At 62.8% G+C, this 12,653-nt stretch carries 12 protein-coding genes and 1 pseudogene; 8 read left to right on the forward strand and 5 right to left on the reverse strand.

The annotated features are described in order from the left end of the window. Positions 1–3: 3 nt before the first annotated feature. The 5 genes from cas4 to ACI766_RS21005 are packed head-to-tail and all read right to left on the reverse strand — an operon-like array spanning position 4 to position 6,269. Positions 4–636 (reverse strand): CRISPR-associated protein Cas4, encoded by a 633-nt coding sequence (cas4, locus tag ACI766_RS20985; protein WP_031631548.1) that lies wholly within the window; start codon positions 634–636, stop codon positions 4–6. 18 nt (positions 637–654) lie between these two features. Next, on the reverse strand, positions 655–1,524 hold the full coding sequence (gene cas7c / locus ACI766_RS20990; protein ID WP_031631550.1) for a type I-C CRISPR-associated protein Cas7/Csd2: 870 nt from the start codon (positions 1,522–1,524) through the stop codon (positions 655–657). Then, positions 1,521–3,314: a type I-C CRISPR-associated protein Cas8c/Csd1 gene (gene cas8c / locus ACI766_RS20995; protein ID WP_062877662.1), complete on the reverse strand. Its 1,794-nt coding sequence runs from the start codon at positions 3,312–3,314 to the stop codon at positions 1,521–1,523. The genes cas7c and cas8c overlap by 4 nt, the downstream gene beginning before the upstream one ends. Next, positions 3,311–3,985, reverse strand: a complete 675-nt coding sequence (cas5c, locus tag ACI766_RS21000) for a type I-C CRISPR-associated protein Cas5c (RefSeq protein WP_031631556.1) — start codon at positions 3,983–3,985, stop codon at positions 3,311–3,313. The genes cas8c and cas5c overlap by 4 nt, the downstream gene beginning before the upstream one ends. 49 nt (positions 3,986–4,034) lie before the next feature. Further along, complete coding sequence (locus ACI766_RS21005) at positions 4,035–6,269, reverse strand: CRISPR-associated endonuclease Cas3'' (protein WP_176462708.1); 2,235 nt, start codon at positions 6,267–6,269, stop codon at positions 4,035–4,037. A gap of 238 nt (positions 6,270–6,507) precedes the next feature. Here ACI766_RS21005 and ACI766_RS21010 point away from each other — a divergent pair, with 238 nt between their 5' ends. The 8 genes and pseudogenes from ACI766_RS21010 to ACI766_RS21045 all read left to right on the forward strand — a co-directional run. After that, positions 6,508–7,212 carry a methyl-accepting chemotaxis protein gene (locus ACI766_RS21010; RefSeq protein WP_079767447.1) on the forward strand — a complete coding sequence of 235 codons (705 nt, stop codon included), beginning with the start codon at positions 6,508–6,510 and terminating at the stop codon, positions 7,210–7,212. 10 nt (positions 7,213–7,222) lie between these two features. Then, positions 7,223–7,978: a TIGR03759 family integrating conjugative element protein gene (locus tag ACI766_RS21015; RefSeq protein ID WP_062877664.1), complete on the forward strand. Its 756-nt coding sequence runs from the start codon at positions 7,223–7,225 to the stop codon at positions 7,976–7,978. Next, complete coding sequence (locus ACI766_RS21020) at positions 7,963–8,544, forward strand: hypothetical protein (protein ID WP_023104732.1); 582 nt, start codon at positions 7,963–7,965, stop codon at positions 8,542–8,544. Before ACI766_RS21015 ends, ACI766_RS21020 begins: the two co-directional genes overlap by 16 nt. Continuing rightward, positions 8,541–9,041 carry an integrating conjugative element protein gene (locus ACI766_RS21025; RefSeq protein WP_031628582.1) on the forward strand — a complete coding sequence of 167 codons (501 nt, stop codon included), beginning with the start codon at positions 8,541–8,543 and terminating at the stop codon, positions 9,039–9,041. Before ACI766_RS21020 ends, ACI766_RS21025 begins: the two co-directional genes overlap by 4 nt. An 8-nt stretch (positions 9,042–9,049) precedes the next feature. Next, the gene (locus ACI766_RS21030; protein ID WP_062877665.1) at positions 9,050–9,319 is read left to right on the forward strand and encodes a hypothetical protein; all 270 of its coding nucleotides are present in this window, start codon (positions 9,050–9,052) and stop codon (positions 9,317–9,319) included. Positions 9,320–9,322: 3 nt separating this feature from the next. Next, positions 9,323–11,554 carry a type IV conjugative transfer system coupling protein TraD gene (traD, locus tag ACI766_RS21035; RefSeq protein ID WP_062877666.1) on the forward strand — a complete coding sequence of 744 codons (2,232 nt, stop codon included), beginning with the start codon at positions 9,323–9,325 and terminating at the stop codon, positions 11,552–11,554. Next, on the forward strand, positions 11,554–12,300 hold the full coding sequence (locus ACI766_RS21040) for a TIGR03747 family integrating conjugative element membrane protein (protein WP_062877667.1): 747 nt from the start codon (positions 11,554–11,556) through the stop codon (positions 12,298–12,300). Before traD ends, ACI766_RS21040 begins: the two co-directional genes overlap by 1 nt. A 10-nt stretch (positions 12,301–12,310) precedes the next feature. Beyond that, positions 12,311–12,586: pseudogene (locus ACI766_RS21045) on the forward strand (DNA helicase); the annotation flags it as partial. Positions 12,587–12,653: the final 67 nt, after the last annotated feature.

Here is a 12,653-nt window from a genome sequence, read left to right on the forward strand (position 1 = left end):
GTCTCACTTCTCCTTAAGCTGCAGACACAGCCAGCCTTCAACGCTGGTGCTACGTTTGAGCAACTTGGGCTGGCACAGATCGATCAGCGAACAGGGGTCGCAACGCTTGGCCTGGTACTCGGCCAAGGGCGTGCGCCTCACGGCCAGCAATTCTCGCGTCGCATGAATGACCTGCTGGGTCAACCGGCGCAGCGCATCGTCAAACATCACGACCTTGCGCCGCCGGGTTTTTCCATAAAACAGCGCGCCTTCCGCTAGCGACTTGCCGAGCATCGCCTCCAGGCAGAGGGCCTGAGCACAGAGCTGCACTTCGTCGGCGCGATGGGCCTTGGGCCGACCGCGCTTGTATTCCACTGGATAGGCGCGTTCCTCATCGTCAGTAGTGGTACGGAACTCGACCACGTCTGCCACGCCCGTAACACCCAATTCCAGATTAAGCAGTGGCATGGCAGTAACGGCGCGTACGCCATGACGTCGCTCAACGTGATGCTGATCAGCGCGCTCGTGTAACAAGCGCCCTTCGGCGGTCTGCCGATTCTCCGCCCACAGTCGCTCGACATGGATCAGTGCGCATTGGCGAGGGCAGTAGAGATAGTGCTGCAGGGCAGACAGGGGGATGAGATCATCGTCTTCCATGGCTGCCAACTCCTGAAACTAGAGGTACTCGCGCACGCTCACGCCCTGAGGCAGAGCTTCCGCATCGATGCTGACACGGTAATCCTGGAAACCGCGTGCTGGTGTATCTGCGTCCCCCTCGACTCGCTCGACCTTAACGCTGCCGAACAGCACATGGGCGGGTGCATTGCCCATGGCATGCTCATGCTTGAAGACGATCAACTTGCGCGCTGCCATCTCGCCACGTGCCGCCGAGCGGTCGTGTTCGAACATATTGGCCAACGCGCGCCATAGCAGTTCCAAGTCGTCGTCGGAAAAGCCGGTTCGCTCGGCCAACTTGGCAGAGATGAAACCATGGGCGCGGTACAAGCCGTAAGGCACGATGTGCTTGCGTCCCATGGTGCGTTCCTTCTCCAAATCCTTTTCGTTAGTCACCGCCATGCGGGTGATGGATACCTCCATAGGCAATACCGGGTCGATAGACGTGGCGAATGCCAGTTGGATCGGTCCACGCACCTGGCCGGCATTAATCTCGGTGGTCATCACCGCCCCGAAAGCACGCACATCGAAGAAGTTCTTGCACATCCAAGAGGTCAGCTCGCGCGCCTTGGCTTCGTCCTTGGGCAGTTTCTTCGCCTCTGACTCGATGCCGAGCGCCTCGTAGGCCTGTTTGTGCTGGTTATTCAGCACGGATTTTTCCCGCATATAGATGGCATAGCCGGGGACACCTTCCTGCTCCAGGCTGACATAGTTTCGGATCTTACGCTTGAGGCAAACGTCGGTGACCAACCCCTGGTTGGTTTCTGGGTCGAGGCGCGGCATGTTGCCGGCATCCGGGTCGCCGTTGGGATTGCCGTTGCTGACATCAAACAAGTAAACGAACTCGTAGCGGTTGGCGATGGCGGTCATTCTTGTCTTCCTTGCTCGACGGGGTCGATTTCGGTGAGGGCGGGGTCACGATTGAAACGGGCCTGGGCTTGTTGGTAGTAACCAATGGCGAAGCGTCCCTGGTCTTCCAGGCGGAGACTGCGCGGGAATTGGCTCTGCATACCGTCGATGATTTCGCCGATATCGCGCTCCAGGTTCACCGCCAATCCGGGCTTGTCCTTGCGGAGCTTGGCCAAGTGGTTCTGGGTATTGCGCAGCAGCATCGGGAAGACCGTGGCCGGTGTCGCGGAAGCGGCGCCATAGTAGCGGTCGCGGATGGTGGCATTAACCTTGTCGCCCAGGGCAGCGCGCTGGGCGCCTTCCAGTACGGCGAACAGCCGCCCCAGGCGATAGCCGAGGTTGCTGGCGTCCTTGTCGAGACTCATGGGTAACTCCTCTTGGTGGGGCTTGCCGCTCAGGCGCGCCTCGCGGGCGAGCACGGCCTTGCACAACGCGACGCGTATGCCGGAGACGTCGCCGTCGGCACGCATGCGCATGATCAAATTGGCTAGCAGGCTGCGCGGATAGCGGCTGCCGGTCAGGATGGCGCGCGTTATTTCACCGGCCAGTTGCGGAGGTACGTCTTCGGCCTTGGCTCTGCCGTCACGGCTGGGCGCGGTGGCATAGAGCAAGCGCCAGATGGCGGGTTCCGTCTTCCAGGGCAGCGGTTCGAGGCGCAGATCCCGGAAATGCTCGGCCAGACGCCGGGAGAAAACCTCCAAACTGTCGACTGCCCAGAAGCGGATAGACAGCCGCGAGGCATTGGGCGCCAGCCCTAACACAAAAATGCGGGTGCCTTCCTGCAGTTGCGGGTCGAGTTTGTGCAAGGGCCGCCCCTTGGTCACGGAATCCAGCACGCCACGCAGCTTTTCCGCTTCCTGACCATCGTCGGCGGGTGGCTCCAGCAGGCTCCAGAAGGTCGACTCGGCGGCGGCCGCCTGCGGAGGGGTGGCGGCCTGCGCCCAGAACACCACACTCGCATCGCCGATCTGCAGGCGCTGGCGGTTGTGCTCGTCGCGACGCAACAAATGGTTGAGCACCGTGGTATAGGCAAAGGCGGCCTGTTCGGAGACCGGCGCATTTTCCCCCTGGCTCTTGCCGTAGGAGGAAAAAGCGTCGAGGTTGAAGGAGACGATGGAAGCCCCCGAACTCTGGGCACCATTGACGCCCTTGACCGCTGGATGCAGGCGCGCCAACGGCTGACGCTGGCCGCTGACCAGGCACAGCCCCTCGCAGCAATCGGCGTCGGCCAACAGCCGGGCACGCACCGCCTGTGCCGCTGGTGTCTCGTGCAAATAGCGCTGTTGGCCGTCCAGGCGGAACACCAAGTTGCAGTCGAGCATTTCTTCGCTGAACTGCGGCGGCTGGAACTGCTCCGGCTGCCAGCGCTCGAGGAACTGGAGCAAGGCCTGCAGACCGGGGTCGCGTTCCCCGATCAGGATCTGCCGGTGCAGCGTCTTGAATGCTTCGTGTTCCTGCTGGGTGCGCTCTCCGCCCTTGGCACTCACGCCCAGCACATAGCTGGTCTTGTCCCACAGTACGTTGGACTTGATGCCCGAGGTGCGCTTCTCCGGCTGCGGCACACTCATAAGCCTGGGTTGAGGCTTCTTGCCAGAGAGCAAGCGAATGTCCTGCACGTCCAGCAACTCTCCTTGCGCGGACAGCAGCAGGGCGTAGCTAATCTTTTCTTGGCTGTAGCCGAAGGGTGAGATATCCGACTCATCCCGCTCCAGCAGGCGCTGGTAATAGTCACTGAGGGCCGAAAGGATCATGTCTTGACCTCCGTCGCCCTGAACGCTGGCACCTCGATCAGCCCATCGCGCATCAGGGCGCGGAAGAAGTGCGGGGTCATGCCATCGGAGAAGTCAATGTCATGCAACATCCAGCCCAGATCACGCTCACCGCACAGGGCAATATCGACTGCAGGTTCGGCACTGTCCTCTTCCAACAACCGAAAACTGGCCGGAAATTCACGCACTCCCAGGCAGGGTGCATGGAAGCACTGCCCCTTCCGCGCGCGGCGGTTGAAGATATCCAGGTGCTTGCCCACCGTGTCGTCGGCGCCGGCCCTGTCGGTCATCTCGAAATGCGCCTCGATGACATAGGCGACATCGCGCAGCAGAGTAGTGGCGCGCTGCTGGCGATCCTCCTCGACCAGATTCATTAGACCATCGGTGCGCCCGGCCTTCATCGCCTTGCCGACGCTGGCGGCGGACAGCTTGCCGCCGACCTCATTGCGCCGGATCGATTCGAAGCGGATCGGCTTGAGCACCTGGATGCGATCCACTACCCAGCGAATCGCCGGTTTCCAGTGGATAGCCTCGAGTATGCCGCGCGCGGCGGACGGAGTGATCGCATCGTAGGAGACGCGCTCCACCTTCATTTCGGGGCGGGTGAAGCAGGCACGCTCACCCCAGACCATTAAGCGAACTCCGTAGGCCATCGGCCCTCCCTTCCCATCATCCAAGCCAGGCCGCTGTTGCGCGCCTCGACTACCAAAATAGCCGCTCGCTGCTAACAAAGGCCGGATTATCCCAGTGCAACCCGAATTGGTGGTGATACAGATCAGGGTTGACCAACGCCATAAACTGCTCGCCATAACGCTCGCTAGCCACCGACTGGATCGCCCCGGCATCCTGCAATGCCTGATAGCCCTTGCGTGGCATCTGCACCAGGTAAGGTTGCAGGCGGCGGGCGATGGTGGCGCAGCCGTCGACGAACTCCAGCTCGCGCAGGGCAGCCCTGGCCTCGTCATCGAAGGGGATGATCACTGGCAGTTGCAGGCTGTCGATCATGCGGAACTTGCTGGCCAGGGTCTCGTAGGGCAGGCTGTCGAGCCGGCCTCTCTCGATCAGGCCGAGCAGGTTGCCCGCATCCAACTCCTCCGCGCCCTTCTGCCAGTAGAGCAGGCGAAAATAACGTTCGATGGCCGCCATGGACAGGCAATCGTCCGGGTGCAGGCGCATCACTTCGCGGGCGGCCTGGGCGAATTGCTTGAGTTCCTCGGGTGGCGCCCAGTCGGAATTGGCCGTGGAGAACACTAGCACCTCACTTTCGGCGAGCGGCCGCCTGCCTTCGCGGTTGCAGCGACCCGCGGCCTGAGCGATGGAGTCCAACCCGGCCTCGGCGCGCAATACCACGGGAAAATCCACATCCACTCCGGCCTCGATCAGCGAGGTAGCCACCAGACGACAGGGCTCACCCGTTATCAGCAACTGGCGCACCTCGGCCAGCACCTGGCTACGGTGCTTGGCGCACATCAGGGTGGTGAGATGGCGAGCACCGGGCAACTCGGCAAGGGACTCGTAGAGCGCACGGGCATGGCGTCTGTTGTTGACAATGCACAGCACCTGATCACGCCTGGATATCTGCTCGGTCAAGGCCGCATCTTCGAGTGAGCCCAGTGCTTGCACCCGTACCCGCTCCAGCTCCCGGAACAAGCGCCCCGGCTCGGGCGCCAGTTCACGCACGTCCTGCAACCCGCCGACGAAATCCGGTGACTGCAGGGCCGGTTGGGTGGCCGTACAGAGCACCGGACTGCAACGGTAGTTGAGAGCCAGCTCATCAAGGGCGGCAACACAAGGCCGCAACAGCTTGAGCGGCAGGGTCTGTGCCTCGTCGAGAATCACCACGCTGCCGGCGATGTTGTGCAGTTTGCGACACCGGGCTGGACGGTCCGCGAACAGGCTTTCGAAGAACTGCACTGCAGTGGTCACCACGATAGGCGCGTCCCAGTTCTCCATTGCGAGGTTCAGCTTCTTCCGGGCCTCCAGGCTCTGCCGACGCTCATCGACGAAGGCGCTGTGATGCTCCAGCACCGCCTGTTCGCCCAATGCCCCGAGCGCGCGGCGAAACACCGCCGCGTTCTGCTCGACGATGCTGGTGAAGGGAATCACGTAGATTACGCGGCGCAGACCGTGGGCCAGCGCGTGATCCAAAGCGAAAGCGAGGGAGGCCAGGGTCTTACCGCCTCCTGTGGGCACCGTGAGGGAAAACAGCCCAGGTTGCTCGTTCGCCTTGCCGCGCACGCCGGCCAGTATCTCCCCGCGCAGGAGGTTGACCAGCGTATCTCCCTTGAACTCCGCCAGGTGCCCATCAAGGGCTGCGCGTAGCTCGGCCAAGGACGGCCGCGCTTGTTCGCGCAAAGAGCGTCGCCCTTCGGTGCGGTCATAGAACGCCTCGGTATCCAGGTAGTCCGCATCAACCAAGCAGGAAAACAGCATCCGGCCAAGAAAGGCCAACTGAAAGAAACCTCTTCCAGGGCGCGGTTTGAGCGGCGGTGGCTGAAGGCGGTCGGGTAGCTCGATTTCCGCGTGCCAAGTCTCCAATAGCCGTGGCAGATCGACACCCTTAAGGCGGTCGGCCAAAGCAGTTCGCTCGCCAGCCTCGCGTCCATTGGCCAACCCGGCATGGTGGCCGGCGATGCCGTAGGCCAGCAATTGGCCTAGCGCGCCATAGCGTTCTACCGCCAGTATGGCCCCGCGACTAGTGTGATCGACACGGATGGCATCACCCGCAATACGCCGCTGAAACTCGTCAGTGTATTTACCCAAGTCATGCAACAGACCAGCAAGAGCAGCTAATTCACCGCCGCCGAAGAAGGCAGCCTTCTCTCCTGCCAGACGGGCAACAGCCTGTAGATGCTCGACCAGAGGCTGCCAGTCGCTGCGATCTGCCTTTAAGGTGGAGTGAGCAAAAAAGTGAGTATCGCTAGCCTCCGCGTCCATAGGTGCGCTCCCTGCCAAGTCTGCGGATGTCGCATAACAATCTAATTGCTAGAGGCCATCACGCCAACTGTTCTCGTAGCCGAGCGTGTCCATAGCTTTGGATAGCACTGTTTATAAACCTACCGAACAGCCCGCAACCTCACCCGAAAAAAATCCCTCCCTCTCCTACCGAGTATTTTCTACTGCATCGGGCATGGTCCATCTGAGAGGTTGTCCTTGGCTTCGCGCGAGGACACCCATGAAACACCCATCCCCTGCATCAATGATTCTTGGCCTCTGCTTGACGGCAATGGCCGGCCTGCTGGGCTACCAGCAGTACCAACTCATTCAGCTCCGATCAGGCGTGGACAGTGCCGCGGAAAAGACCTCGCTAGAGGCGATCCTGGCGCGCTTGAATCGAGTCGACGAGCGCCTCGACGCCGTGGATGGACAGCACCTGGTCAGCAACGAGGACTTCCGCTCAGGCCAGCAGGCACTGTCCAACCGCATTGACGCCGCGCAGGCCTTCGCCAAGCAGGCCTCCGATGCCGTCGAGAACCTGGCTCAAACCACCGCCTCGGCCGGCGATCTCCTGGTGCTCAAGGCAACAGTGGAGACGCTGGACGGTTCTGTCCGCACGCTGCAAGAGAAGCAAGCCAAGGCTCCGCCGCTGATCGTGCCTCCACCGAAGCGCGGTGCCTTCCCTGTCAAGCCCAAGCCGAAACCCAAGCCGAAACCCAAGCCGATCGAGCCTCCGCCCTTCTCAATCCTCGGCGTGGAGTATCGCGGGGGCGAACGGTTTCTGTCGGTTGCACCTCCGGGATCCACCCAGCTCAGCCAGATCTACCTCATTCGCCAGGGCGATGCCGTCGCCGGCACGACCTGGCGCCTGACCGACCTTGACGATCGTACCGCGCACTTCGACGTCGCCGGCGCCTCGCGCAGCGTCCGCATCCAACCATAGGACCCCGCACATGAACAGAACCGTATCGCTCCTGTCCGGCCTGGTGCTGCTGCTGAGTTATCCCGCAGTCGGTCAGGAGGCTGCGGCAAGCCGAGAGACCAGCAGCCAGCTGTCCGGTAGCCAACTCGGCACGCTGAAACAACAGACATCTCAGGGCGACCTGGCCCAGGAGTGGGGACTGAACCAACAGGAATGGATCCGCTACCAGACGCTCATGCAAGGCCCCAGGGGCGTGTACTCGCCTGGCATTGACCCGCTGACTGCGCTGGGCATCGAGGCACGATCGGCAGAGGAACGGCGGCGGTATGCCGATCTACAGGTCCAGGCCGAACGGCGCCGGGTCGAGAAGGAACTCGCCTACCAGCGCGCATACGACGAAGCCTTCGCCCGCGCCTATCCAGGCGAGGGGGTCATCCGCCTCGCCGAAAGCAGCGCGGCCAACCCGTCGGGCGCGCCGAACATGAGCCCTGCGTTGCAGAGCAGCGGGCGCCTGGCCCTGTTCGTCCAGGACAACTGCACCGCCTGCATCCAGCGGGTCCGCGACCTGCAGCAGCAGAACAAGGAGTTCGATCTCTACTTCGTCGGTAGCCAGAACGACGCAGAGCGAGTGCGGCACTGGGCAATCCTCGCCGGCGTCGACCCGAAGAAGGTTCGCAGCAAGCAGATCACGCTCAATCATGACGAGGGCCGCTGGATGGCCCTGGGACTGGGCGGGGTCCTTCCCGCCCTGGTACAGGAGGTGAACGGCCGATGGCAACGTCTGTAATTCGCGCCCTCCAGCTGGCCGCTCTGCTGGTCCTGGCCAACATCGCTCAGGCCGCCGTGGATCCACCGCCGGCGTACAAGCAGATCGCCCTGCCCAAAGGGGTTCCGGCCGAGGTGCTCTACTCGGTCGCACTGACCGAGAGCAAGGTCCTGCTGCGCGGCGAATACGTTCCCTGGCCCTGGACATTGAACATCGCTGGGAAATCTTACTACTACGCGACCCGCACCGCCGCCTGCACAGCGCTACTCGCGGCGATCAACCTCTACGGGGCCAAGAGCGTCGATTCCGGCCTCGGCCAGGTCAACATCGGCTGGAACGGACATCGTTTCTCCAGCCCCTGCGAGTCCCTGGATCCGTACAAGAACCTGGACGCCACCTCCGACATCCTGATCGAGCAGCGGGACGCCCTGTATGCATCCGCCCCGGGAAGACCGGTGGACTGGATCCAAGTTGCCGGCCGCTACCACCGCCCCGCCGGCGGCGCGCCTGCCGCCAAATACCGTAGGACGGTTTCCCGCCACCTTAGCCAAGTCCTCGGCGTCAACCTACTGGTGACCAATCCATGAAGAAGATCCTCGCCACGCTGGCATTTTGCACAGCACTCGCGACTCAAGCCTGGGCCGCCGGGCTGATCGTTGTCGAAGACCTGGGCGGAGCCTCAGCGCTCCCCTACTACCAGGGTCTGGATCCCCAGCCATCCGCAGCCGCACCAGGACCTGGCGACCTGGGTGTCCGTGGCTCAGGTGCATTTCCAGTTCGCTCGGCACGCCTTTCGCCAGGCCAAGTCCAGGGACGCGCCATCAACGCTCCAGGCCTGCAACCGCTGTTCCTGGTCGGCGACGACACTCTGTCTCGAACCTGGCTGAAAGAGCGAGGCGACGAGCTCCGAGGCCTCCAAGCCGTGGGCCTGGCAGTGAACGTGGCCAGCGAAGCGCGCCTGACGGAAATCCGGGCTTGGGGGGAAGGACTTCAGATATTGCCGGCGCCGGCGGACGACCTGGTCGACCGGCTCGGACTGCGGCACTACCCCGCCCTCATCACATCCACCGCCATCCAGCAGTAGGAGTCCTCATGACTACTCATCTGATCACCCTAGTCATCAAGCAGCCGAGCGACGCTCAGGCACGCCAACTCATGTACCAGGGGTTGCTCGACCTGGTCTCACGCTACGGCGGTGAGGTGGCGTCCAAGGCCTTAGAGGACGAGTCGACCCTCTGCGAGCTGCTGGAGCAGATGCTGCCTGATCATGAGGTAGAGCAAGCCAGGAAACAGGTGCTCGAACTTCATGCCAAGGGCCGCCGACCGGGCCGCCTGCAGGCGCCGGCAAGCCTGAAGGTGTAAGCCATGGCTGGCCAGTACCCGTTGGAAGCGCTCTTGCGGCCTGCCGTGGAGCTCTACACCACCACCGTGTGCTTCACCGCGGCCGCGCTCTGCATCGTCGCGCCGTGGACGTTCGCCCTCACTCCGCTGTTCGGCATCGTGGCCGCGCTGGGCTTCGCCTGGCTGGGTATCGTGCGGCTGAAGCAGGCCGGCGTGGTGCTCCGCTACCGGCGGAACATCCGCCGACTGCCGAAGTACACGATGACCAGTGCCGAAATGCCGGTCAGCAACGAACACTTGTTCATCGGTAAAGGATTTCGCTGGACGCAGAAGCATACGCAGCGCCTGGCAGATACCTACCTACCCCAGTTCGCCTCCTACGTCGAGCCCTCGCCGCTCTACGAGCGCGCGCGCCGGTTGGAGAAGCAGCTCGAGTTCGCCCCCTTCCCCCTGAAGCTGGTCGCCAAAGCCACTGCCTGGGACGTGGCCTGGAACCCCGCTCGGCCGTTGCCACCCGTGGGCGGTTTGCCTCGGCTCCATGGCATCGAGCCGCGCGAACAGGACGTAGGCCTGCAACTGGGCGAGCGCGTCGGCCACACACTGGTACTCGGCACCACGCGGGTGGGTAAGACGCGCCTCGCGGAGCTGTTCATCACCCAGGATATTCGCCGCACCCACTGCCGGGGCCGACGCCGGCGGGTGAAGATGGGCCGGCGGACCCAGACGGTTCACCACGGCCACCGGCGCCGGCGCGCAGAGGAGCAGCCGGACTACGAGGTGGTGATCGTCTTCGACCCGAAAGGCGACGCTGACCTGCTCAAGCGTATGTACGTGGAATGCGAACGTGCCGGCCGCCTGGACGAGTTCTACGTGTTCCACCTCGGTCATCCTGACCTGTCGGCACGCTACAACGCCGTCGGCCGGTTCGGCCGGATCTCCGAGGTCGCCACCCGCGTCGCCGGCCAGCTCTCCGGCGAAGGCAACAGCGCGGCGTTCCGTGAGTTCGCCTGGCGGTTCGTCAACATCATCGCCCGCGCGCTGCACGCGCTGGGTATCCGCCCTGACTACCAGCAGATCCTCCGCCACGTCGTGAACATCGATGCGTTGTTCGTCGAATATGCCCAGAAATACATCAGCGAGCACGATCCCAGGGCCTGGGACACGATCATCCAGATCGAGGGCAAGCTCAACGACAAGAACATCCCGTTCAACATGAAAGGACGGCCCCTGCGGGTCGTGGCCATCGACCAGTACCTGACACAGAAACGCATCGCCGACCCGGTCATGGAAGGCCTGAAGAGCGCAGTGCGCTACGACAAGACCTACTTCGACAAGATCGTGGCCTCGCTGCTGCCGCTGCTGGAGAAACTCACCACTGGGCGGATCTCGGAGCTGCTTTCGCCCAACTACGCGGACCTCAACGATCCGCGACCGATCTTCGACTGGATGCAGGTCATCCGCAAGCGCGCCGTGGTCTACGTCGGCCTCGACGCACTATCGGATACCGAGGTCGCCGCCGCGGTGGGCAACTCCATGTTCAGCGACCTGGTCTCGGTGGCGGGTCACATCTACAAGCATGGTGTCGATGACGGCCTGCCCGGCTCGCTCGCTGGCGGCAAGGTCCGCATCAACCTGCATGCCGACGAGTTCAACGAGCTGATTGGCGACGAGTTCATCCCCATGGTCAACAAAGCGGGCGGCGCCGGCGTGCAGGTGACGGCCTACACCCAGACCATGAGCGACATCGAGGCCAAGATCGGCTCCCGCGCGAAGGCCGGTCAGATCATCGGCAACTTCAACAACCTCTTCATGCTGCGGGTACGAGAGACCGCCACGGCCGAACTCCTGACCAACCAGCTCCCCAAGGTCCAGATCTACACCAGCACGCCGGCGAGCGGCGCCAACGACGCGATCAACAACAAGAAGGCAGCCTTCACCTCCAGCTCGCACGACCAGGTGCAGATGACCAGCGTGCCGATGCTCGAGCCAGCCCACATCGTGGGGCTGCCCAAAGGACAGGCGTTCGCGCTCCTCGAGGGCGGCAATCTCTGGAAGATCCGAATGCCGCTGCCGGCGGTCGATCCCGACGAGGTGATGCCGAAAAGCCTGCAGGAGCTGGCTGCCGGTATGCGCAAGGGCCAGGCCGCCAACAGCGAGTGGTGGGAGGCGCCGGGATACTCCGCCCTGCAGGATGGTCTGCCCCAGGACCTGGTCGACGATTTCCGTCACCTCGGCGCCGATGAGGATGCCGCCTGATGGCTGAAGTCACTCAACGTGCAGAGCAGCAACAAGAGAGCCAGAAGACCCTTCTCGGCACCATCATCAGTACGCCCTTCCAATTTCTCGGCGTGATGTTCGGGTCGCTGATCGGCGCAATCATCGTGGAGTGGGTTTGCCTGTATTTCTTCTGGCCTGACGCGGGCTGGAAGCATGCCCAGGCTATGTTCGAGCACGAACTCAGTTGGCTGTCGCAGGGGCTGCTACACAGCGTCGTCGTGCAGGAGCCAGGTCGAACCGCCACCTGGCTGGCCCAGTTGGCCTATGACTGGTTGTTCGTGAAGACCGGGATAGTCGACTGGATGACCAACATGACCACCATCGCGCAGGCAGGGCCACGGAGCCCTCTGGACGTTCGCTATCTCACCGCCCAGGGTGTCTCCACGCTGCAGAACTACGGCCTGGCCGCGCTGTACACGGTGCTGACATTCATCGTGCGCCTGGTGATTCTGGTCATGACGATCCCGTTGTTCCTGATGGCCGCGTTCACCGGCCTGGTGGACGGCCTGGTGCGCCGGGACCTGCGCAAGTTCGGCGCCGGCCGGGAGTCCAGCTACCTCTACCACAAGGCGCGCGGCAGCATCATTCCGCTAACGGTCGTCCCTTGGACGCTCTACCTGGCAATCCCCATCAGCATCAATCCCCTGCTCATCCTGCTGCCCTGCGCCGCGCTGCTCGGCGTAGCGGTATGCATCACAGCATCCACCTTCAAAAAGTACCTGTAGGAGACCCGCCGTGCAGTGGACTCACGAACAGTCACCGATCATCCAGTCGAAGGCATCGAAGATCCTGGTGCGAGCCTTCGCCGGCACTGGCAAGACCACCACCCTGGTGGGCTTTGCCAAGGCGAACCCTACCCTGAGAATCCTCTACCTCTGCTACAACAGCTCGGTGGAAAAGGCCGCGAAGGGCAAGTTCCCCCGCAACGTAATGTGCAAGACCGTCCATAATCTGGCTCATGCGATATACAGCACTCAGTACACCCACAAGATGACGATGAATTGGAAGATGAAGCGAAACCGCGGCGTCACCAGCCATGCCAGCCAACAAGACTGCCTCTGTTACGAGCACTCGCTAC

Origin of the sequence: Pseudomonas sp. DL, from assembly GCF_047199225.1 — a bacterium.
GTDB classification, from domain to species: Bacteria; Pseudomonadota; Gammaproteobacteria; order Pseudomonadales; family Pseudomonadaceae; genus Pseudomonas; species Pseudomonas aeruginosa.

Excerpts from the sequence above, each read along its gene's own strand:
- ACI766_RS21005 (WP_176462708.1), bottom strand. The coding sequence starts at position 6,269 with ATGGACGCGGAGGCTAGCGATACTCACTTTTTTGCTCACTCCACCTTA.
- ACI766_RS21040 (WP_062877667.1), top strand. The coding sequence starts at position 11,554 with ATGGCTGAAGTCACTCAACGTGCAGAGCAGCAACAAGAGAGCCAGAAG.
- ACI766_RS21025 (WP_031628582.1), top strand. The coding sequence starts at position 8,541 with ATGAAGAAGATCCTCGCCACGCTGGCATTTTGCACAGCACTCGCGACT.
- traD (WP_062877666.1), top strand. The coding sequence starts at position 9,323 with ATGGCTGGCCAGTACCCGTTGGAAGCGCTCTTGCGGCCTGCCGTGGAG.
- ACI766_RS21010 (WP_079767447.1), top strand. The coding sequence starts at position 6,508 with ATGAAACACCCATCCCCTGCATCAATGATTCTTGGCCTCTGCTTGACG.
- cas7c (WP_031631550.1), bottom strand. The coding sequence starts at position 1,524 with ATGACCGCCATCGCCAACCGCTACGAGTTCGTTTACTTGTTTGATGTC.
- ACI766_RS21015 (WP_062877664.1), top strand. The coding sequence starts at position 7,223 with ATGAACAGAACCGTATCGCTCCTGTCCGGCCTGGTGCTGCTGCTGAGT.
- ACI766_RS21020 (WP_023104732.1), top strand. The coding sequence starts at position 7,963 with ATGGCAACGTCTGTAATTCGCGCCCTCCAGCTGGCCGCTCTGCTGGTC.
- cas8c (WP_062877662.1), bottom strand. The coding sequence starts at position 3,314 with ATGATCCTTTCGGCCCTCAGTGACTATTACCAGCGCCTGCTGGAGCGG.
- cas4 (WP_031631548.1), bottom strand. The coding sequence starts at position 636 with ATGGAAGACGATGATCTCATCCCCCTGTCTGCCCTGCAGCACTATCTC.
- ACI766_RS21030 (WP_062877665.1), top strand. The coding sequence starts at position 9,050 with ATGACTACTCATCTGATCACCCTAGTCATCAAGCAGCCGAGCGACGCT.
- cas5c (WP_031631556.1), bottom strand. The coding sequence starts at position 3,985 with ATGGCCTACGGAGTTCGCTTAATGGTCTGGGGTGAGCGTGCCTGCTTC.